The 18,605-nt window shown below is 62.1% G+C and carries 24 protein-coding genes; 15 read left to right on the top strand and 9 right to left on the bottom strand.

What is annotated here, in order from left to right:
- Positions 1-14 precede the first annotated feature (14 nt).
- The gene (locus tag LMTR3_RS29300) at positions 15-1,364 is read right to left on the bottom strand and encodes a histidine kinase (RefSeq protein ID WP_065748427.1); all 1,350 of its coding nucleotides are present in this window, start codon (positions 1,362-1,364) and stop codon (positions 15-17) included.
- Positions 1,365-1,550: 186 nt separating this feature from the next.
- On the opposite strand from LMTR3_RS29300, the gene LMTR3_RS29295 reads away from it, so the two are divergent.
- From LMTR3_RS29295 to LMTR3_RS29265, 7 genes are all read left to right on the top strand, one after another.
- Complete coding sequence (locus LMTR3_RS29295; RefSeq protein ID WP_065748426.1) at positions 1,551-2,207, top strand: response regulator transcription factor; 657 nt, start codon at positions 1,551-1,553, stop codon at positions 2,205-2,207.
- On the top strand, positions 2,204-3,049 hold the full coding sequence (gene fghA / locus LMTR3_RS29290) for an S-formylglutathione hydrolase (RefSeq protein WP_065748425.1): 846 nt from the start codon (positions 2,204-2,206) through the stop codon (positions 3,047-3,049). Before LMTR3_RS29295 ends, fghA begins: the two co-directional genes overlap by 4 nt.
- Before the next feature lie 113 nt (positions 3,050-3,162).
- Positions 3,163-4,344: a lanthanide ABC transporter ABC transporter substrate-binding protein PedA1 gene (locus LMTR3_RS29285; RefSeq protein ID WP_065748627.1), complete on the top strand. Its 1,182-nt coding sequence runs from the start codon at positions 3,163-3,165 to the stop codon at positions 4,342-4,344.
- Entirely contained in the window at positions 4,329-5,333 is a 1,005-nt protein-coding gene (locus LMTR3_RS29280) for a YVTN family beta-propeller repeat protein (protein ID WP_065748424.1), read from the top strand. The genes LMTR3_RS29285 and LMTR3_RS29280 overlap by 16 nt, the downstream gene beginning before the upstream one ends.
- A 68-nt stretch (positions 5,334-5,401) precedes the next feature.
- A complete protein-coding gene (locus tag LMTR3_RS29275; RefSeq protein WP_141686878.1) occupies positions 5,402-6,151 on the top strand; it encodes a lanthanide ABC transporter ATP-binding protein PedB/LutE in 750 nt (249 codons plus the stop codon).
- A complete protein-coding gene (locus LMTR3_RS29270) occupies positions 6,148-6,996 on the top strand; it encodes a lanthanide ABC transporter permease protein PedC (RefSeq protein WP_065748422.1) in 849 nt (282 codons plus the stop codon). The genes LMTR3_RS29275 and LMTR3_RS29270 overlap by 4 nt, the downstream gene beginning before the upstream one ends.
- Positions 6,993-7,604 carry a hypothetical protein gene (locus LMTR3_RS29265; RefSeq protein WP_065748421.1) on the top strand — a complete coding sequence of 204 codons (612 nt, stop codon included), beginning with the start codon at positions 6,993-6,995 and terminating at the stop codon, positions 7,602-7,604. Before LMTR3_RS29270 ends, LMTR3_RS29265 begins: the two co-directional genes overlap by 4 nt.
- Before the next feature lie 3 nt (positions 7,605-7,607).
- Here the strand turns inward: LMTR3_RS29265 and LMTR3_RS29260 are convergent, their stop codons facing one another.
- Positions 7,608-8,183 carry a PQQ-dependent catabolism-associated CXXCW motif protein gene (locus LMTR3_RS29260; RefSeq protein WP_065748420.1) on the bottom strand — a complete coding sequence of 192 codons (576 nt, stop codon included), beginning with the start codon at positions 8,181-8,183 and terminating at the stop codon, positions 7,608-7,610.
- Positions 8,180-9,016 (bottom strand): substrate-binding domain-containing protein, encoded by an 837-nt coding sequence (locus LMTR3_RS29255; RefSeq protein ID WP_245320051.1) that lies wholly within the window; start codon positions 9,014-9,016, stop codon positions 8,180-8,182. Before LMTR3_RS29255 ends, LMTR3_RS29260 begins: the two co-directional genes overlap by 4 nt.
- 281 nt (positions 9,017-9,297) lie before the next feature.
- Here LMTR3_RS29255 and LMTR3_RS29250 point away from each other — a divergent pair, with 281 nt between their 5' ends.
- On the top strand, positions 9,298-10,224 hold the full coding sequence (locus LMTR3_RS29250) for a quinoprotein relay system zinc metallohydrolase 2 (protein WP_065748419.1): 927 nt from the start codon (positions 9,298-9,300) through the stop codon (positions 10,222-10,224).
- Between the two features lie 56 nt (positions 10,225-10,280).
- On the top strand, positions 10,281-11,099 hold the full coding sequence (locus tag LMTR3_RS29245) for a quinoprotein dehydrogenase-associated SoxYZ-like carrier (RefSeq protein ID WP_065748625.1): 819 nt from the start codon (positions 10,281-10,283) through the stop codon (positions 11,097-11,099).
- Positions 11,100-11,229: 130 nt separating this feature from the next.
- On the opposite strand, the gene LMTR3_RS29240 is transcribed toward LMTR3_RS29245, so the two are convergent.
- Complete coding sequence (locus LMTR3_RS29240; RefSeq protein WP_065748418.1) at positions 11,230-11,589, bottom strand: hypothetical protein; 360 nt, start codon at positions 11,587-11,589, stop codon at positions 11,230-11,232.
- An 86-nt stretch (positions 11,590-11,675) separates the two neighbouring features.
- Between LMTR3_RS29240 and LMTR3_RS29235 the strand changes: the two genes are divergently transcribed.
- Genes LMTR3_RS29235 through LMTR3_RS29215 form a run of 5 tightly spaced genes read left to right on the top strand, consistent with a single transcriptional unit; the run spans position 11,676 to position 15,329 of the window.
- Complete coding sequence (locus tag LMTR3_RS29235; RefSeq protein WP_065748417.1) at positions 11,676-12,650, top strand: ABC transporter substrate-binding protein; 975 nt, start codon at positions 11,676-11,678, stop codon at positions 12,648-12,650.
- A gap of 1 nt (position 12,651) precedes the next feature.
- A complete protein-coding gene (locus LMTR3_RS29230; protein ID WP_065748416.1) occupies positions 12,652-13,389 on the top strand; it encodes an ABC transporter permease in 738 nt (245 codons plus the stop codon).
- Complete coding sequence (locus tag LMTR3_RS29225) at positions 13,379-14,107, top strand: ABC transporter ATP-binding protein (RefSeq protein ID WP_065748415.1); 729 nt, start codon at positions 13,379-13,381, stop codon at positions 14,105-14,107. Before LMTR3_RS29230 ends, LMTR3_RS29225 begins: the two co-directional genes overlap by 11 nt.
- Positions 14,108-14,155: 48 nt before the next feature.
- A complete protein-coding gene (locus LMTR3_RS29220; protein WP_141686865.1) occupies positions 14,156-14,950 on the top strand; it encodes a pentapeptide repeat-containing protein in 795 nt (264 codons plus the stop codon).
- Positions 14,951-14,984: 34 nt separating this feature from the next.
- Positions 14,985-15,329, top strand: coding sequence for a hypothetical protein (locus tag LMTR3_RS29215; RefSeq protein ID WP_065748413.1), 345 nt, complete (start codon positions 14,985-14,987; stop codon positions 15,327-15,329).
- An 18-nt stretch (positions 15,330-15,347) separates the two neighbouring features.
- On the opposite strand, the gene LMTR3_RS40100 is transcribed toward LMTR3_RS29215, so the two are convergent.
- The 4 genes from LMTR3_RS40100 to LMTR3_RS29195 all read right to left on the bottom strand — a co-directional run bounded on the left by LMTR3_RS40100 (position 15,348) and on the right by LMTR3_RS29195 (position 17,573).
- Positions 15,348-15,584, bottom strand: coding sequence for a hypothetical protein (locus LMTR3_RS40100; RefSeq protein WP_065748412.1), 237 nt, complete (start codon positions 15,582-15,584; stop codon positions 15,348-15,350).
- A gap of 123 nt (positions 15,585-15,707) precedes the next feature.
- Positions 15,708-16,538 carry a DUF6662 family protein gene (locus tag LMTR3_RS29205; protein WP_349643824.1) on the bottom strand — a complete coding sequence of 277 codons (831 nt, stop codon included), beginning with the start codon at positions 16,536-16,538 and terminating at the stop codon, positions 15,708-15,710.
- Positions 16,539-16,871: 333 nt separating this feature from the next.
- Entirely contained in the window at positions 16,872-16,952 is an 81-nt protein-coding gene (gene pqqA, locus LMTR3_RS36885) for a pyrroloquinoline quinone precursor peptide PqqA (RefSeq protein ID WP_035728097.1), read from the bottom strand.
- Positions 16,953-17,246: 294 nt separating this feature from the next.
- A complete protein-coding gene (locus LMTR3_RS29195) occupies positions 17,247-17,573 on the bottom strand; it encodes a hypothetical protein (RefSeq protein ID WP_245320033.1) in 327 nt (108 codons plus the stop codon).
- A gap of 135 nt (positions 17,574-17,708) precedes the next feature.
- Between LMTR3_RS29195 and LMTR3_RS29190 the strand changes: the two genes are divergently transcribed.
- Positions 17,709-17,972 (top strand): hypothetical protein, encoded by a 264-nt coding sequence (locus tag LMTR3_RS29190; RefSeq protein WP_065748409.1) that lies wholly within the window; start codon positions 17,709-17,711, stop codon positions 17,970-17,972.
- Positions 17,973-17,993: 21 nt separating this feature from the next.
- Here LMTR3_RS29190 and LMTR3_RS29185 read toward each other — a convergent pair whose 3' ends face one another.
- Complete coding sequence (locus tag LMTR3_RS29185) at positions 17,994-18,605, bottom strand: pyridoxamine 5'-phosphate oxidase family protein (protein ID WP_065748408.1); 612 nt, start codon at positions 18,603-18,605, stop codon at positions 17,994-17,996.

The following is an 18,605-nucleotide window of genomic DNA, read 5'->3' as shown; positions in this document are numbered from 1 at the left end:
ATCGCTTCGCCGCCTCAGTGCGATCCGTGGGGGACGACCGCCTCTACCGTGAGGCCCCCGTTGCCGGAGACGACATTCAGCGTACCGCCCAGCGCCAGTATTCTCTCGCGCATGCCGATCAAGCCGAAACCGAGCTTGTGATCCGGCGCCAAACCGCGGCCGTTGTCGCTGACGCGCACCAACGCGCAGGCGCGACTTCCGTGCATTCCGGCAGCCTGTTCCACCGTGACGCTGACGGCGGTCGCGTCGGCGTGGCGGAAGGCATTCGTCAGGGCTTCCTGGACGATGCGGTAAACCGTCAAGTCCGTGACTTCTCCAGTCTCGTCCGGCGCGTTCGCAATGTTCGCGTCGATGGTTACGTCGGGACGGGATTCACGCCACAAACGCAACAGCACGCCGAGCGCCTCGCGCAGTCCAAGCTCTGCAAGCCCAACGGGCCTCAGCTTTTCCAGTATCCTGCGATTGAATTGCTGGAGTGCGTTGATCTGCTCCATGATTGCGGTGCCATGCTTGCGTAACGCATCCGCGCTCGGCGCGCGTCCGTCCTCCGCCAGCCGCATCAGGGCGCCAGCGTGAGCACGCAGCGTAAAGAGATAGGGCCCAAACTCATCATGCAGCTCGCGCGCAATCTCCTTGCGTTCCATATCCTGCAGCGAGACCGTGCGCTCGGCGAGCCGCCGCTTGTCCTCGACAGCTTCGCCAAGGGCGCCCGCGAGGTGGTTCAGCTTGGCACAGATCGCCGCCAGTTCGGGCGTGCCGCCGGGCTCGACGCGTGATCCATAGTGCCCGGCCTCGATGTTTGCCATGGTCTGCGAAAGCGCCTGCAGCGGCGCCAGCGCGCGGCCAACCACGACTATCGTCACCAGAAAGAGCGCGATAGCGAGCGCGGAACTAACCGCTAGCTGGGTAACGATTCCGTCCCAGATTTCGGCCATTTCGTCGTTCGGATGTGAGGTGATCAGGAGCGACTGCGGCTTCCCGTGGATCGCAATCGGTACGCTTACGGTGGTCGTTTCGGGATGCACGAGCGCGATAAACCATGCCGGCGGCGATCGTTCGTCGCCGCCATCGCCCGCGCGCCCGGCCACGGTTGCATCGCCCTGCCGCGTGATACTGACGTGCCGGAGCCTGCTGAGGTCGTGGACGATCTGGTTCAGCCGCGCGTCCGGATCTGCCGCCTCGTTCAGGCTGGGAACGATCGTCTCCACGAATTCGCGCGCCAGCCGGATGACGCTTTGATCTTCGGCCCGGACACGGGGCGCGGCCTCCACCACCAGCCGCGTGATATTGATGCCCAGGCCAAGCGTGAGACCCAGCGCCAGTAGCAAATTGATCCGCCCGCGCAACGATAATTTCTGCCACATGAGGTTTGCCCCAATCGCGTCGCAATCAGTTCCTCGACGAGAGGACCGTTGACAGCCGAAAAACCGACGATCAGATTGAAGCGTACAGCAATCTCGCAGGCGTTGCATGACCGGGCTCGCGCCGATGTCGATGCAGCTTGACGCGATGCAGCAACGCGAGCGAAGCAGCTATCGGGGATCGATGCCATGCGAGTACTGATCGTCGACGATCATCCCATCGTTGCTTCGGGCTGCCGCACCGTGTTTGCCGACGAACCGGAGGTCGTGCTGCTGGAGGCCGCCGACGCGGAGAGCGGCGAACGCGTATTCGTCACTGAGCGCCCCGACATCTGCGTGATCGATATCAACCTTCCGACCGTCTCGGGGTTTGAACTGGCGCGGCGCATTCTTGCGCGCACTGCGTCGGCACGAATCATCATGTTCAGCATGAACGACGATCCGGTCTTCGCCGCGCGCGCCATCGAGATCGGCGCCAAGGGCTATGTCGCGAAGACAGGCGATCCGCAGGATTTGGTCGAGGCCATCCGTGAAGTCGGCAAGGGCGGGGTCTACCTGCCCTCCGCGATCGCGCGAAGCATCGCATTCGCCGGACCGGTTTTCGCTCGCAGCCCGCTTGCAAAACTCACCTCGCGGGAGATGGAGATCCTTCGCCTGCTCAGCGCGGGCAAGAGTCTTTCCGAGATCGCGTGGCTGGTTCATTCCTCGTACAAAACCGTTGCCAATACATCCTCAATCATGCGCCAAAAGCTCGGCGTGCGAACTTCCGCCGAACTGGTGCGGCTGGCAATCGAAAGTGGCATTGGCATAAGCGTGCCGCACGGCGCCGGAGTAGCAAGACCATGAGCATGCAGACGGTTTCACTGAACAAGGCATATGGTGGAACTCAAGGCGTCTACCGGCACGCCAGCCGCGAAACCCGAACCGACATGACGTTCTCGGTGTATGTGCCTCCGCACGCCGCCGGCACCAGGCTGCCAGTCGTCTGGTATCTCTCAGGCCTGACCTGCACCCACGCCAACGTGACGGAAAAGGGCGAATTCCGCAGCGCCTGCGCCGAACTCGGCCTGATCTTCGTTGCGCCCGACACCAGTCCGCGCGGCGAAGGCGTACCGGGCGATCCCGCCAATGCCTACGATTTCGGCCTTGGCGCCGGCTTCTATGTCGATGCGACGCAGGAGCCGTTCGCCCGCAATTACCGCATGTGGAGCTATGTCACGGAGGAATTGCCAAAACTGGTCGCCGAAAACTTTCCTGTCGATGCAACCCGGCAATCCATTCTTGGCCATTCCATGGGCGGCCACGGCGCGCTGACGGTCGCGCTGCGCCATCCCGGCCGCTACCGCGCTGCCAGTGCCTTTGCGCCGATTGTCGCTCCCTCGCAGGTGCCATGGGGCATCAAGGCGCTCGGCGGCTATCTCGGCAGCGACCGGCAAGCATGGCGCAAGCACGATGCGGTAGCCCTGATCGAGGACGGCGCCGGATTACCCGATCTGCTGGTCGACTACGGCGATGCCGACCAGTTTCTGGCCGGACAGCTCCGCCCGGAGCTGCTGCAAGGCGCATGCGAGAAAGCCAAAATCCCCCTCACCTTGCGCCGGCAACCCGGCTATGACCACAGCTACTACTTCATCTCCACATTCATGGCCGACCATCTGCGTTGGCACGCCGCACGCCTGAAGGGTTGACACGTCGCGAAGCCGGCGCGCAACAGAATTGAGTTGCAAGCCAAGACAATTCGGTCATGGTTCAAGCCAAAGGTCTTCCATATCAAGTCGAGAAGACCTGTCAGGGAGACGCCATGATCCGATGCCTGGTCGCTGCGATCGGCTTGAGCATTGCCGCTACCTCCGTGCTCGCGGCCGCCCCTATCGAGATCGGCGTCGGTTATCTTGGCCGCGCCGGCATCAAGGCGAAATTGTCCCTCGTCGAACTGCCGGCGGAGAACGACGGACTTGCCGGCGCACGCCTCGCCATCGAGGACAACAACACCACGGGCAAGTTCCTCAATCAGCGCTTCACGCTCGAAGAGGTCCGGCTCAGGGACGACGAGGACGTCGCGAAGGCGGCGGCGGCGCTTGCCGAGCGCTCCGGCTTCATCATCGCCGACCTTCCGGCAGACGACCTGCTGAAGGCCGCCAACGCGCTTCGCGAACGTGGGACGTTACTATTGAACGCCGGAGCAATCGACGATCGCCTGCGCGAGCAGGATTGCCGCGCCAACGTGATCCATGTCGCGCCGACGCGCTCGATGCTTGCGGATGCGCTCGCACAATATCTGGTGTGGAAGCAATGGAAGCGCTGGTTGCTCGTGGTCGGCTCGCATGATCAGGACAAGCTCTACGCCGACGCACTGCGGCGCGCGGCCACGCGCTTTGGCGCCAAGATCGTTCAGGAGCGAACCTTTGAAGATACCGGCGGCGCGCGCCGCACAGACAGTGGCGTCACCCTGATCCAGCGGCAAATTCCGGTATTCACCCAGCAAGCACCGGCCTATGACGTCCTCGTGGCAGCCGACGAAAGCGAGGTGTTCGCGTCCTACCTGCCCTACCGCACCTGGGATCCGCGCCCGGTTGCCGGCTCGGCGGGCCTCGTTCCGACCAGTTGGCACGCCGCGCAGGATCAGTGGGGCGCGATCCAGATTCAGAACCGATTTGCCAAACTGAACTTGCGACACATGACCGCATTGGACATGCAGGCCTGGACGGCAGCACGCATGGTCGGTGAAGCTGCGTCGCGCACGAAGTCCGGCGACCCAAAGGCGGTGTCGGATTTTCTTAGAGGGAAAGACTTTTCCGTTGCTGCGTTCAAAGGCCGACGGCTGACGCTGCGGGACTGGAATTTGCAGCTTCGCCAGCCAATCCTTTTGGTCGATGGACGCATGGTGGTCTCGGTTTCGCCGCAGGAGGGATTCCTGCATCAGGTGTCGGAGCTCGACACGCTTGGCGCCGATCGACCGGAAACCAAATGCAAGCTGAATTGAAGGAGGATGGATTGCGCATCTGGCGTCATTGCCTGCTTTTCGGGATGGCTGCATGGCTCGCGGCGGCGACGCCCGCATCGGCCTTCATCGCCTATGTGTCCAACGAGAAGAGCAACACCGTATCGGTGATCGATACGAACAGTTGGGCTGTCATCAAGACCATCAAGGTCGGCCAACGGCCACGCGGCATCGAATTCACCAGGGACGGCAAGTTTGTGTTCGTCGCGGTCGGCGACGACGATAGCATTCAGGTTATTGACGTTGCGAAGCAGGAGGTCGTCGATTCCCTGCCCTCCGGCCCGGACCCCGAGCTGTTCGCCCTCGATGCCGACGGCAAGATTCTCTATGTCGCCAATGAGAACGACAATACGGTGACCATCATCGACGTCGAGAAGCGCGCCCGTCTCGGCGAGATCCAGGTCGGCGTCGAGCCGGAGGGCATGGCGATCAGCCCGGACGGAAAAATCCTGATCAATACGTCCGAGACGACCAACATGGCGCATTTCATCGACACCACGACGCGCGAGATCGTCGCCAACGTTCTGGTCGATGCGCGCCCGCGCTACGCCGAGTTCAAACGTGACAATTCCGAGGTGTGGGTATCGTCGGAGATCGGCGGCACTGTTTCAGTGATCGACCCGGCCAAGCGGGAGGTGACGAAGAAGATTTCATTCGAAATTCCCGGCCTGCGAAGCGAAGCCATCCAGCCGGTCGGCATCGGCATGACCAAGGACGGCAAGACCGCTTTCGTCGCGCTCGGCCCGGCCAATCGCATCGCCGTCGTCGACGCCGTCAGCCACAAGGTCACCAAATATCTGCTGGTAGGCCAGCGTGTCTGGCACATGGCATTCACGCCCGACGAGAAATATCTGCTGACCACCAATGGCGTATCGAACGACGTCTCGGTGATCGACGTCGCCGCGCAAAAGGTCATCAAGACGATCCAGGTCGGCGAACTGCCCTGGGGTATGACGATTGCACAACCATGACGGCCACTGACGCCTTTTCCGCCGGTCAGAGCACGCAAGGTTTCCATCCCCGGCCCGATGCCGTGGAGATGCCTGCGCTGTCGATCGAAGGCGTCAGCCATGCCTATGGCAGCCGGCGCGCGCTGATCGACATCGCCTTTTCCGTCGCCCCGGCAAGTTTCACCGCGTTGCTCGGCCTGAACGGCGCCGGCAAGAGCACCCTGTTCTCGCTGATCACGCGGCTGTTCGGAATCCAGCACGGACGCATCGGGATTTTCGGCCATGACGTCGCGCAGGCACCCGGCGAAGCCTTGCGGCTGCTCGGCGTGGTGTTTCAGCCCCGCACGCTTGATCTCGACCTCTCGGTGACGCAGAATCTGCTTTATCACGCCGCCCTGCACGGCATCGGCAGGCGCGATGCCCGCGCGCGCAGCGGTGAGGTGCTGGCGCGCATCGACCTTGCCGACCGCGCCGGCAGCAAGGTGCGCGATCTCTCCGGCGGCCAGATGCGACGATTGGAAATTGCGCGGGCGCTGTTACATCGCCCGCGCCTGCTCCTGCTTGACGAGGCAACCGTCGGCCTCGACGTCAAGGCGCGCGCCGACATCCTCAACCACGTTCGGCAGCTCGTTGCCGAACAGGGAATAAGCGTTCTTTGGGCGACGCATCTGTTCGACGAGATCGGTTCGAACGACGATCTCGTCGTGCTGCATCAGGGCCGCGTATTGGCCCAGGGCAAGGTGGCGCGGGTGATCGCGGACGCCGGCGGCAGCGACATCAACACGGCGTTCATGCGGTTGACCGGCTCCACTGCTCAGAGCGGGAGTTCAACGTCATGACATCGGCAGCCATGACGCCAATCCAGCGTGGCTTCTCGCTGGCCGAATATCTCACCTGCCTGAACGGCATCGTGTGGCGCGAGGCGCTTCGCTTCCTGCATCAGCGCGAACGCTTCATCTCGGCGCTGGTGCGGCCCCTGGTGTGGCTGTTCATCTTTGCTACCGGCTTCCGTCAGGTGCTCGGTCTCTCCATCATCCCCCCATATGAGACCTACATTCTTTACGAGGTCTATATCGCGCCCGGCCTGATGGCGATGATCCAGCTCTTCAACGGCATGCAGTCCTCGCTTTCCATGGTCTACGACCGCGAAATGGGCAATATGCGGACCTTGCTGGTGAGCCCGCTGCCGCGATGGTTCCTCTTGTCCTGTAAGCTTCTGGCGGGAACCGCGGTCTCGCTGCTTCAGGTCTATGCCTTCCTGCTGATCGCCTGGTTCTGGGATATCGCCGCGCCCCCGACGGGCTATCTTACGGTGCTGCCGGCGCTGGTCCTCTCAGGCCTGATGCTCGGCGCGTTAGGCATGCTGATCTCGTCCGGCATCAAACAGCTCGAGAACTTTGCGGGCGTGATGAACTTTGTCATCTTTCCGATGTTCTTTGCTTCCTCGGCGCTTTATCCGCTATGGCGCATCCTGGAGAGCAGCCCGATGCTCTACTATGTCTGCCTGTTCAATCCGTTCACGCATGCCGTGGAGCTGATACGTTTTGCGCTGTATGGGCAAATGAATTGGATCGCGCTTGCGGTGGTCGGAGGCTGCACGATAGCCTTCATGATCGGCGCCATCCTCGCCTACGATCCATCGCGTGGCCTGATCCGCCGCGGCCCTGCCGGAGGCGAGACATGAAATACCGGATCGTGATCTCCGTACTCCTTGCCGTCGCGGCCATGAGCGGGTACGGCCACGCCGCCGATCCGCGCTATCCGGACTGGCCGTGCACGCAGGCCAAGGTACCCGAGATATCCATCGCCGCGGTGTGGGCAGGCCCGCCACTCGACGACGTCTCCGGCAAGTGGAAGGACGATGCCGAGGTCAGCGCGCTGGTCGCAAAGCTCGCGGCGAGGCGGACCCCGCTCGAGGAGGCGCAAAAGGCAATCACGGAATATCTGAACAGTGCAGCCGACAAGACCGCAAGCGGGAAACTGCTGTTTGCCGGTCTGTTCGAATCCCTCAATGCCCAACGCTCCCAGGTTATGAACGGCTTGGAGCGCGTCACCCGCAAACAGCGCGAAGCGGCGGATAAAATCCGCGCCGACACGCTGGCCTTGCAGGCGCTGCAGGGCGAAACGCCGCCCGACCAGGCGAAGATCGACGGACTCGGCAATCAGCTCGTCTGGCAAACGCGCATCTTCGAAGACCGGCGGAACGTCATCAAATTCGTCTGCGAGGTGCCGACGGCGATCGACCAGCGGCTGTTTGCGCTCGGGCGGACGATTCAGCAGGAGATCGAATAGTCGCTAACGCGGCGATGCGGTCTCCTCGCCGGTCCGCGGCTCCGGATGCGACTCCGCCAGCGCTAGACCGGCCCGTTCCCAGCCGTCGGTCCCGTCAGGATACCACGCCACGTTGGAATAGCCGTAAGTGAGGATGCGCTTGGCCGCGTTCCAGGACATCCAGCAATCGGCAAGACAGTAGACCACCACCAGTGCAGCATTGTTGCCTGCCGTCGCGCGGACAAGTCCGAGCCGCAGATAGGATTCCGTTACGGCCGCGAGCTTTCCGTAGCCGGTGTCCGGCAGCCACACGCTGCCGGGAATGTTAAGCCGCGGCTTGTCGCGCCAGATGGTGCCTTCGGGAAGATTTTGCGGCTTCGGCACGCGAGGCATCACGTCGATGAAGGCGCCGGCCTTGGCGCGCCAGATCGCCTCGGCCTCTGCGGCGGTCAGCACGCGTACACCGGCAAGGGTCGCGGGAACCGGTGCACGGTAGTCTTCCATGCGGTACCCGTCGGGCTCGGGAGGCCTCTCCTGCGCGAAGGTCGAGACGATGAATGGGAATGCCGCAAGGATCAGGCCTGCGAGCGCTTCTCTCATGGGGCTTTGGTTGCCGTCTCCGCGCCGATCGGCCGGTCATTCTCGTCGAGCAAGGGAACGCCGAAGTCCAGCAGTATCCTGTTGACGGCCGGCTGGTTTTCCTGGATCAGGCGATTGAGCTGCCGCTTCCAGTTCTGGTCGGCGGCACGCACTCCCATGCCGATACGGTACGCCAGTCGAGGGCCTGTCTTTTCCTTCACGAGGGGCGTGACATGGAGCGGCGGGTCCGCCTTCTTCGCGTAGAAGCCCGCCATCGGACCCCAGAGAATCCCGGCGTCGATCTTACCGGACATCAGGTCGGCGATCATTGCCTCCCCTGACGAATCCAAGCGGGTATCGACCATCAACTGATACGGTTTGGCATTCGCCATCAGGCCGTTGACCGCCATATTCGTGGCAGGCGGTGTTCCGGCCACGATGCCGATATGCTTGCCCTTGAGACGCTCGTCTTCCAGCGTGGTCACTTCGTCGAGGCCGCTGCCCTTCTTGGCGATCAGCGCGTAAGCGGTGCGGTAATAGGGATTGGTGCCCTGAACGAGGTCATCTCCCTGTGGGAAGCCCATGATGACATCGCAACGATGGGCGCCAAGCGTCATCCGGACGAAGCCCGTCGCCTGCGGGAAGTACATGTAGTCCAGTTTCTTGTGCAGCTTCTCGGCGAACAGTTCGGCGAGCTTGTTCTCGAATCCCTCGCCCTTGTCGTTTGAAAACGGCAAATTGTGCGGGTCGGCGCAGACGCGCAGCACCTTGGGATCGACGAGCTCAATCGACAGATCGCCGCCTTCCTTGATCTGCGCGCGCGCAACATCGCGCCCGAAAAACACCGCGAGCATCACCAAGGTTGAAATCGCCAGCCAGCGCTTCTGCCTGGCACATGTCATCGAAAGCTGCAGCACTTCCGGCTCGCTATTGTTGCCAACTCGCAAAAGATATCTGCAACCTCGACGAACGAAGTTCCGTTGAAGCCGCAGACACGCAAAATGCTATGCTTGTCAATTGGGGCGCGCAACAGGAATAATCCCGACGAACTCGCCGCCCGTGCTGCGCCGCAAACGCAGCCGCGGTGAAACGTCGAATTGCCGGCTGCGCTTCGTGGAGAGACGAAGGCCGAATTATGGCTCATCCCGCATGGATCCTCGCCGCGCTCGCGATGATCGCGACGATCACAGCTTCGTTCGCGCAGCAACAGGAGCTGCCCGTCAACTCCATTGCGGATGGCGTATTCGTACACAACGGCCAAACCGCGCAGATGACGCGCGAGAACGCAGGCGCGATCGCCAATGTCGGGTTCATCATCGGCGAGGACGCGGTCGCCGTCATCGATACGGGCGGCAGCCTTCGCGAGGGACGGCAGTTGCTGGCGGCCATTCGCGCCCGGACCGACAAGCCGATCCGCTACGTCATCAATACGCACGGCCACCCCGACCACATCTTCGGTAACGGCGCTTTCGTGCAGGATGGCGCGACGTTTGTCGGCCACGCGAACCTGCCGCGCGCGCTGGCGGCGCGCGGTCAATTCTATCTCGACGCATTTCGCCGCACGATGGGTGATCAACTGATCGACGAAATACGCATCGTGCCGCCGACGCTGCTCGTCAGCGGCACGCTCCAGCTCGATCTCGGCGGGCGAAACCTCGTCTTGCGGGCGTGGCCTGCCGCGCACAGCGATTGCGATCTTACGGTGCTGGATGAAAAGACCCGCACCCTGTTCGCGGGCGACCTCGTGTTCTTGGCCCACACGCCCGTGCTGGACGGCAGCATCCGCGGCTGGCTGTCCGTCATCGGTGAGCTCGGCACCTTGCCAGCGGAGCGCGTGGTTCCCGGTCACGGTCCCGTGAGCGGATGGCCGGCCGCCCTCGCCGACCAGCGTCGTTATCTCGAAACGCTGGCCTCAGATGTACGCGGGCTCATCGCCCGCGGCGAACCGATAGGGGCAGCGGCGGGTACTGCAGCAAGCTCCGAGCGATCCCGGTGGGAATTGTTCGACGACTTCAACGCCCGCAACGCAACCGCAGCATTCTCGGAAATTGAATGGGAATAGCATGCGCATTGCCCTATATTGCGTGCGTTGCTTCCATCCGCGCGAAGGTCGTGACCATGTCCGGATATCTGTTCCGCCTCTTCGGCGTCGTTTGTTTGCTACTCTGCGGCGCACCGATGGCGCTCGCGGCAGAGGCAAATGACCTCTGGCCCGGCCTGGTGCAGGACATCTTCAACAATCGTCCGATGAACGATGGCAGCGACGTGATCGGCGTCGAAATGCCGTCGCGTGCCGAGGATGCCGCAATCGTCCCGGTCACCTTGCGAACGAAACTTGCGACCGGCGATAACCGACAGGTGCTGAGCATTACGCTGGTTATCGACCAGAATCCCGCACCGATGGCGGCGAAGTTCCAGCTTGGGCCGAACGCCAATGTCTCGGAAATCTCCACCCGCGTCCGCGTCAACAATTACACCGATGTCCATGCGGTGGCCGAACTCAGCGACGGCAAACTTTACATGACCAAAACCTATGTGAAGGCCTCCGGCGGCTGTTCGGCGCCTGCCGCCAAGAACGCCGACGAGGCCAAGGCCAGGCTCGGCCAGATGCGCTACCGGCAGTTCGCGAAGACCGGCGAAGGCCCGGCCAGTGGCGCGCGCGAAGCCCAGATCATGATCGGCCATCCCAACAATTCCGGCCTGCAGATGGACCAGGTCACGCACCTGTATGTCCCGGCCTTCTTCATCAATGAACTGCGGCTCTGGCAGGACGACAGCCTGGTGTTGACGATGGAAGGCGGCATTTCCATTTCAGAGGACCCCAATATCAGATTCACCTACGTCTCCAATGGAGCGAAACGTTTCCGCGCCGAGGCAAAAGATACCGAGGGGCATGTCTTCCAGCGCGAATGGAAGGTGGATGATTCGGGGACTTGATCGACGGCCAATGTAGCAGCTCCGTGTCCCGGCTCTGCAGCGCATCACTCGCGTGCTGCGCTGCGTCCGGGCACGAGAAAGAGCGGCTGGGCCTGATAGCCGATGCTTTCGAAGCGGCGGCCGCTTCGCCTCAGAAGCAGCGGACCTCGGCTTCGGCCTGGGCTCGCCTAAGCTCGTTGAGTGCGCTTGCCGCCTGCTCCGACGTGCGGAACGGACCGCCCAGATCGCTCCGGACCTGCGACATACTGAGCACGGTTTCGGCCGTGACATAACGCTCGTAGGGCAAGAGTGAAGCCACGACGTCGACCGAACAGGAACATTGCACGATCGCCTGCCGCGTCTCGCCATTTGCCTTGAGGCACCCGAAAACATATTCGACGCGCGCCGACGTCGGATAATCATTGATGTCCTGGGCGTGCGCGACCGCCGCAATCGTCATCAGCGCTGTCAACGTGGCGACAATACGTCGTACCCATCCGACAAGCGTCATACTCTTCCTCCCGCTGTTAGCCCTGGAAGCTATGCTATGACTGGCGAGCTGAAAAGCAGACGTTCAAGGATACGGCTCACGGCACCATGACGCATTTTGTTCGCACGCTGCTCGCTACGATTGTCTTGGCCTCGCTCGGCACGTGCTGCAGCGCCGAGGCCTTACGCGTTGCGGTGCAGAAGACCGGAACATTCGCCTGGGAACTTGCTGTGATCCGCGCGCACGGCCTCGACAAGCAGGCCAACCTTTCGGTCCAGGTTCTCGAACTGGCGAGCCCCGAGGCGGGCAAGATCGCGCTTCGCGCCGGGAATGCCGACATTGTGGTCACCGACTGGCTTTGGGTGTCGCGCGAACGCGGGCTTGGCGCCAAACTGGCATTCTATCCCTATTCGAGCGCGCTCGGCGCCGTGATGGTCCCTGCCTCATCACCGATCCAGACCTTGGCCGATCTCAAGGGCCGCAAGCTCGCCGTCGCGGGCGGGCCGATCGACAAGAACTGGCTGCTGCTTGTGGCATGGTTGAAACAGGGCGGCATCGACCTGAAGTCGGACGCGACAATCGCTTACGGCGCACCGCCGCTGCTGGCAGCCAAGACGCTCAGCGGCGAAATGGATGCGACCGTGAACTACTGGAATTTCTGTGCGGCACTGGAAGCAAAGGGCTTCCGCCGCATCGCCGGCATCGAAGACCTGCTGCCGAAACTGGGCGCCAAAGGCCGCTCTGCGATGCTCGGCTACGTCTTCGACGAAAAATGGGCGAACACAAACCAGGACAAGATTGCCCGCTTCATCGCCATGACCCGCGCGGCGAAGGAGATTCTGTCGACCTCGGATGCCGAGTGGGAGAAAATTGCACCGCTGACCGGCGCTCCAGACGCCGCAACGTTGCGCGCCTATCGTGATCGCTATCGAGAGGGAATTCCGCGTCGTCCGATCGCCGACGAAGAAGCCGACGCACGCATTCTCTACCGCGTGCTGGCTGAAATCGGCGGTCATGAACTTGTCGGGCCAGCGCCCGAACTGGATGCCGGAACATTCTACCACGCGATCCCGGGAGATTGAGGTGGCACGCCTGCTGTCGTTCGCCATGTTCGTCGCGATCTGGTGGATCGCTTCGCTGTTTGCCGGTGACGCGAAGCTGCCACCTCCACCCACCGTGCTCACGGCCATGATCGCGGAAGCCAGGTCGGGCGACCTGTTCTTCCATCTCGGCGCGACATTGGCGCGCGTTACGCTCGCCTTCACCCTGGCGATGGCGCTGGGCTCGGCTATCGGATACCTGATGGGCCGGGTGCGGCTTGCCGATCGGCTTGGCGACCCCTGGCTGATCCTGCTGCTCAATCTGCCGGCGCTCGTGGTCATCGTGCTCGCCTACATCTGGGCCGGATTGACTGAAGTCGCTGCAATTGCGGCAATCGCCATCAACAAACTCCCGACCGCCGTCGTGACGCTACGTGAGGGCGCGCGTGCCCTCGACGCGGCGCTGGACGAAATGGCGACGGTGTTCGCGTTGCCGCGCTGGAGCAGGTTTCGACACGTCATTTTGCCGCAACTGTCGCCCTACATTGCAGCCGCGGCACGATCAGGACTTTCCCTGGTCTGGAAAATCGTACTTGTTGCGGAATTGCTTGGACGTCCGAACGGCGTTGGTTTCGAGATTGGCGTGGCGTTCCAGCTATTCGACATTCCTTTATTGCTTGCCTACTCGCTGAGCTTCGCCGCGGTCGTGCTTCTCATTGAAACCTTGCTGGTGCAGCCGTTCGAGGCCCGGGCATCCCGGTGGCGTCCCCGTGCGGCTTGAGGTCGAAATCGCCAGCAAGACGTTCAAGAGCGCGGCGGGCGAACAGCACGACGTGATCGCCGGCGTCGCCTTTGCGCTTAATGCAGGAGAGGTTGGTGTATTGGTCGGCCCATCCGGCTGCGGCAAGAGCACGATGCTTCGGATCCTCGCCGGCCTCGATCCCGATTTTCAAGGGCGCGTCTCGCGACCCGCCGGCGCGCGGATCGGCTTCGTATTCCAGGAGCCGCGGCTGTTGCCGTGGCGGTCGGTCGAGGAGAATGTGCGACTTGCCGCGCCTCTTGCCGATGAACCGAAGCTTTCAGCACTCTTCGAAATTCTGGAGCTGAAGGCACATCGCAACCATTTTCCCGGCGAATTATCGCTCGGCCTCGCGCGGCGCGTGGCGCTTGCCCGCGCCTTCGCCGTTGAGCCGGAATTTCTTATTCTCGACGAACCGCTCGCCTCGCTAGACGCCGCCCTTGCGAGCCGCCTGCGTGATGAGATCGCCATGTTGATAGACGGTCGCTCCGTGATGACGCTGCTGGTCACCCATGACGTAGATGACGCGGTTCGTCTTGGCGATCGCGTGATCCTGCTGTCGCCGCGCCCGGCCCGGGTTCTCGCGGACCTGCCTATCCGCACGCCGCGAAGCGCACGCGGAGAGGTTGAGATCGCCGCAATCAAATCGGAAATCATGCGGCGGATCGATGGCTGTCCCACCAAGCAGGATGGGTCATAGGCAGTGCCCTGGGCCGGTGCTAGGATGCGTGATCGGTTGGGGTTGACGATGAAACGCTCGATCGGAACTGCAGCGCTCGGTCTTGCTCTTGTGGCGATGACGGCAACGGCCCAGGACATGATGCGTCATATTGACCTGTCGTCGCCCGATATGGTCTCGGCCGAATTGTCCCGTGGAGAGGTCGAGGCCGCGCTCGCCGCGGCGACCATCGCCGCGCCCGCCGATTTCACCGGGAAAAGATTATCCGGCCTGGACCTATCGGGACTCAACCTGTCCGGCGCAACTTTCCGCGCAGCCCGACTCAACAAGACAAAGCTCGCCGGCGCCAGACTCGACCGCGCAATCCTCGACCAGGCATGGCTAATCGAAGCCGACCTGACCGGCGCAAGCCTCAGGAACGCAAACCTGTTCGCTTCGCAGATGGCTCGCGCCCGCCTGGACGGCGCCGATCTTTCGGGAGCACGCGTCGCTGCCGATCTCACCGGTGCGAGCCTCGTCGGCGCTTCGATCGAAGGCGCAAATCTCGGTGCCGACATGCGCAACCAATCGATGGGCCTGATGCGCGCGGTGCTGAAATCGGCCAATCTGGAACGCCTGAACGCGCGCGGCGCGGATCTGTCTCGTGTCGATCTCGAATTTGCGGTGCTGAAGGGCGGCGACCTCACCGGGGCTTCTCTCAAGAGTGCCCAACTGGGCGGAGCCGACCTGACCGGCATCACCGTCATCGATACCGATTTCGACGGTGCCGATCTCGATACGGCCCGGTTGATCGCCCCGATCGGTCTCGATCGGGCAAGAAACTTCGATAAAATCAAAAATCGAGACCGTCTGATCAGGCAATGACGGCTCCAGGCGCCCCGCGACGAAAGGATGACCGATGCGATGGATACTGGCTTTGTTGGCACTGCTGTCAACGAGCGCCAACGAGGTGGCCGCGCAGGGAAAAGGCATCCGGTTGTGGAATCTTACGACGGCGACCATTTCCGAGTTTCAGCTTTCCCCGCCCGGCAAGAACGATTGGGGTCCCAACCTCACCCTGAACGACAAGGACAAGGAAGTCGACCACGACGAACGCCTGCGCATCACGGGCGTGGAGCCGGGACGTTATGACGCCAAGGTCGGCTATCGCGGCTCAAAGCACTGCTTCGTTCGCGAGATCGAAATCAAGGCTGACGCCGTTTTTTCGATCGCGGACAAGGATTTAAAGGACTGTAACAAATAGCCGCCGCTGGACGACCATTCAGCCTGCCGACCACACGGCGTCGCGGGATGCCTTTCGATTGGTACCTGGATATTCGCAACGCCACTTGACCGCGGTCCATTTCGGATGTTCGCCCACCCATTGCGCGATGTAGGGCTGCGCAGCCATGGCACATTGCTTCAACGAAGCATTTGAAGAAAAGACCAAATGGGTTTCCTCGCAAGTGGTGGGCGAGAGCACCGCACAAACGGTCACGACCAAATCTATCGGAGTCATATCTGATATCCCTTGCATTGTTCCCGAACAGATTAACGCAAAGAGCTACGGCAATGGGCGGCCTGACGTTTCACTACCCCGTGAAAAAGCCGGAACTCGGGGCCGCGCGCGCAGCCGCCAGCCCTAAAAGTTGACGCCAAATACCAGCCGCGCCTGGTGACGTTCGAAATTGACGAGATCAAGGCCGGCAGTCGACCCCACCGGACGCCCCCACGCTTGCAAGCTCCAACTCGCGGTCAGCCACGAGCTTTTCGACAACTGGAAATATGCGGTCGGACCGACAAACAACGCCTGCCCTGCAAGTTTGTCCAGACAGATCCCATCATATTTTCGCAGGTAACGCGCCTCTCCGCCTAGCAAGAAACCGGGACGCAACTGCGCCATGACCCCAAGCGCCGTGCCGGCGGTAGACTCCCGCTCCATCGCGCCACTACCGATCAATCGTGTCCACTCTGGTTCGTAGATCAGGTTGAACCCGGCGACGACGCGATTCGGTACGAGCTCGCGATCGAACGCCAGCCTGAATTCAGTCCCGAAACTCCGGACCGCTTCAGCGGTCGTCTCCTCGACACGATGCGCGTGGGCTTCCGTCGCGAACGTAACTCCGAATGGTGCCGTTTCCCGATCGAGAAAGCGGTAGCGCAAGTCGATCGATCCACCCTGCCATGACAGCCGGCGCTGGTCATCAAGGCCCGGCACGCCACTGATCAGATGCGACGCAAAGGTGCTTCCCACCTCGATTCTAAAATTCCGGACCGGCACAAACTCCAGTTCAAACTCCTGGCCGACCGCCCGGTAAGTACCTCCGTTCCTGCCGAAGCGCCCGGTCGTCTCGCTCTGAAGCTCCCGTTCGCCGACATTGCCGACATCGGTGCCGATCATAAAGCCGAACAGATGCTCGGTGTCGATGCCCTCGGCATAGCCACAAGCCGGCAGCAGCGCAGCAAAGGACACGACCGCCGCCTGGAAGGTCCTTGCACGCATAGACATTCGCATTCAGCGGGTCATGGAGTTGAACGGGTGATTCCCGGCGGTGCCGGCCAGCACACCCTAGCATGATGCGGCGACCGTCCGCGAGCCACGGGAAGACACGGAATGCAGGTGGAGCAGCGCAGAAACTGGGCTGGATCGGCACCGTCGGCCGCCTACGGGAGATCCCGCTGGCTTTGGCAGGAACCGCGGGCCCACTCTTGGTGCAAGCAATGGAGGACTTCTTGGCAATTGAACAGCCCGCCCGGCCCGCAGCAACATGCTGTTGCCGGAGCCGGGCAGACCGCTTCGACGCGTCTACTTACGCGCCGCGCAGGCGTACATGTTGATTTCCATGCCCACCGACACTTCGACGATCTTCGGAGTCTTCCAACTCATCAGGGGTCCTCCCAAGCAGTGCTGGCACGACATTCGTGCCGGGACGAAAACTAGGGTCACCGTGGACAGAGCGCAAGTACGGAAGGTCGAAGGTCGCACTCTGCGCACCATCTCCGAAGGAAGAAGTTCGCTCTTGGACAAGCCTACTTCTCTCTTGGACAAACCCTGCGGATGAGGGCACCGAATCGACGCATGTACCGCGAGGGTTCGTCCAATCAAAGTTCGAACGACCTTCTATTGCGCATCCGCGCTTGTCTGCCGAAGCAGTAAGACGACCAGGGTCGATACGTATCTTCAGCAGTCCTTGTCTGCCTCTGTGGTCTTGTCGGCCTTGGCACCTTCAGCCTGCTGTGCCGCTGTCGGTTCGCCTTGCATCTGCCGCTGCGTATCTTGTGAAGATGCAGCAGTTTCTCCAGCCGCTCGATTCATCGTATCGGTCGGCGGATGTTGATCGGTGCTGCCGGCCATACCCGTTGTCTGGCTGTCGCCCATCTTGGCCGGTCCGGAGCCAGCATCCTTCAGGTTGGCCGCGCGTCCCGTCTCGCAAGGACCCGCCAGTGCTGCGCCGGTGCTCAAGACCAGGATGGAGCAACCGGCAAGAATGAGCCGTTTCATTTTCATCTGCCTCTCTCCTCTTCTCATGAAGCGCGCACAACGCGATGAGAGGCAACCGACCCGTTGTCCTCAGGTTCCGGGTGGCTACGTGAATATCGACATGTTTAATCTGACGGGTGGATTTCTGGTGAGGGCAATCCGATGGAACCGATTCACCGAGGTTTGATCAGTTTTCTTTTCGCGCTGTGCTTTGCATCGGGCGTGTTTGCGCAGGAAAGGCAGCCTGGCCAAACCGCACCGAATGCGGAAACCGCCCTGCCGGCTGACGGGTCATCGCTGACCGGAAAAGAGCGCCTTGGAAAAAAATGGATGGACGAGCAACGGATCGACAATTGCAACGTGCCCATCGACAAGCGCGGCAGCAAGCCGCGATCCATGACCTGCCCGCATGTTCCGGCAGGATGATCAGCGACGACGGTCAGCGCCTCACCACATCGTCTGCAGCGCGCGCTCGGGCCATTCCCGATCGTATTTCTCGCCACCGACGGTGTTGTCGCTCATCTCGGCAAGGATCTGGCCGGGCGTCGGCAAGCTTCTCGGGTCGACGCGCTTGTCGGGATTCCAGAGATCGGAACGCACGATGGCGCGCGCGCACTGGAAGTAAACCTCTTCGACCGTCATGACGATGACGGTGCGCGGCGCCTTCTCCTCCATCTTGAACGACGCGAGCAGTTCCGGATCGGCGGAGACGTGCGCGCGGCCGTTGATGCGCAGCGTGCTGCCGGAGCCGGGGATAAGAAACAGGAGCGCCACCCGCGGATCACGCACGATATTGCGCAGCGAATCGCAACGGTTGTTGCCGCGGCGATCCGGCATCATCAGCGTTTTCTCATCGTGGACGCGAACGAACCCCGGCAGATCGCCGCGCGGCGAGCAGTCCAGCCCCTCCGGTCCGCAGGTCGCCAGCGCTGCGAACGGCGATTTGTCCATCAACGCCCGATAGGCCGGTGTGACGCGGTCGGCGACCTTGACCGTCGAGGCATCGTTGGGAAAGCCGTAGATGGCCTCGAGCTGCTCGATGGTGGCGACAACAGTCAT

The organism is Bradyrhizobium sp. LMTR 3, assembly GCF_001693485.1.
In the GTDB taxonomy this organism is placed as follows: domain Bacteria; phylum Pseudomonadota; class Alphaproteobacteria; order Rhizobiales; family Xanthobacteraceae; genus Bradyrhizobium.
The sequence above is the reverse complement of the archived record's forward strand: the minus strand, read 5'-3'. Positions and strand labels throughout refer to the sequence as shown.

Coding starts and splice junctions, on each gene's coding strand:
- LMTR3_RS29245 (WP_065748625.1), top strand. CDS start 10,281: ATGTCCGGATATCTGTTCCGCCTCTTCGGCGTCGTTTGTTTGCTACTC.
- LMTR3_RS29235 (WP_065748417.1), top strand. CDS start 11,676: ATGACGCATTTTGTTCGCACGCTGCTCGCTACGATTGTCTTGGCCTCG.
- LMTR3_RS29270 (WP_065748422.1), top strand. CDS start 6,148: ATGACATCGGCAGCCATGACGCCAATCCAGCGTGGCTTCTCGCTGGCC.
- LMTR3_RS29275 (WP_141686878.1), top strand. CDS start 5,402: ATGCCTGCGCTGTCGATCGAAGGCGTCAGCCATGCCTATGGCAGCCGG.
- LMTR3_RS29215 (WP_065748413.1), top strand. CDS start 14,985: ATGCGATGGATACTGGCTTTGTTGGCACTGCTGTCAACGAGCGCCAAC.
- LMTR3_RS29220 (WP_141686865.1), top strand. CDS start 14,156: ATGAAACGCTCGATCGGAACTGCAGCGCTCGGTCTTGCTCTTGTGGCG.
- LMTR3_RS29280 (WP_065748424.1), top strand. CDS start 4,329: ATGCAAGCTGAATTGAAGGAGGATGGATTGCGCATCTGGCGTCATTGC.
- pqqA (WP_035728097.1), bottom strand. CDS start 16,952: ATGAGTTGGAAGACTCCGAAGATCGTCGAAGTGTCGGTGGGCATGGAA.
- LMTR3_RS29195 (WP_245320033.1), bottom strand. CDS start 17,573: ATGAAAATGAAACGGCTCATTCTTGCCGGTTGCTCCATCCTGGTCTTG.
- LMTR3_RS29285 (WP_065748627.1), top strand. CDS start 3,163: ATGATCCGATGCCTGGTCGCTGCGATCGGCTTGAGCATTGCCGCTACC.
- LMTR3_RS29300 (WP_065748427.1), bottom strand. CDS start 1,364: ATGTGGCAGAAATTATCGTTGCGCGGGCGGATCAATTTGCTACTGGCG.
- LMTR3_RS29240 (WP_065748418.1), bottom strand. CDS start 11,589: ATGACGCTTGTCGGATGGGTACGACGTATTGTCGCCACGTTGACAGCG.
- LMTR3_RS29190 (WP_065748409.1), top strand. CDS start 17,709: ATGGAACCGATTCACCGAGGTTTGATCAGTTTTCTTTTCGCGCTGTGC.
- LMTR3_RS29185 (WP_065748408.1), bottom strand. CDS start 18,605: ATGACTGTTGTCGCCACCATCGAGCAGCTCGAGGCCATCTACGGCTTT.
- LMTR3_RS29260 (WP_065748420.1), bottom strand. CDS start 8,183: ATGAGAGAAGCGCTCGCAGGCCTGATCCTTGCGGCATTCCCATTCATC.
- LMTR3_RS29265 (WP_065748421.1), top strand. CDS start 6,993: ATGAAATACCGGATCGTGATCTCCGTACTCCTTGCCGTCGCGGCCATG.
- LMTR3_RS29250 (WP_065748419.1), top strand. CDS start 9,298: ATGGCTCATCCCGCATGGATCCTCGCCGCGCTCGCGATGATCGCGACG.
- LMTR3_RS29255 (WP_245320051.1), bottom strand. CDS start 9,016: ATGCTCGCGGTGTTTTTCGGGCGCGATGTTGCGCGCGCGCAGATCAAG.
- LMTR3_RS29295 (WP_065748426.1), top strand. CDS start 1,551: ATGCGAGTACTGATCGTCGACGATCATCCCATCGTTGCTTCGGGCTGC.
- fghA (WP_065748425.1), top strand. CDS start 2,204: ATGAGCATGCAGACGGTTTCACTGAACAAGGCATATGGTGGAACTCAA.
- LMTR3_RS40100 (WP_065748412.1), bottom strand. CDS start 15,584: ATGACTCCGATAGATTTGGTCGTGACCGTTTGTGCGGTGCTCTCGCCC.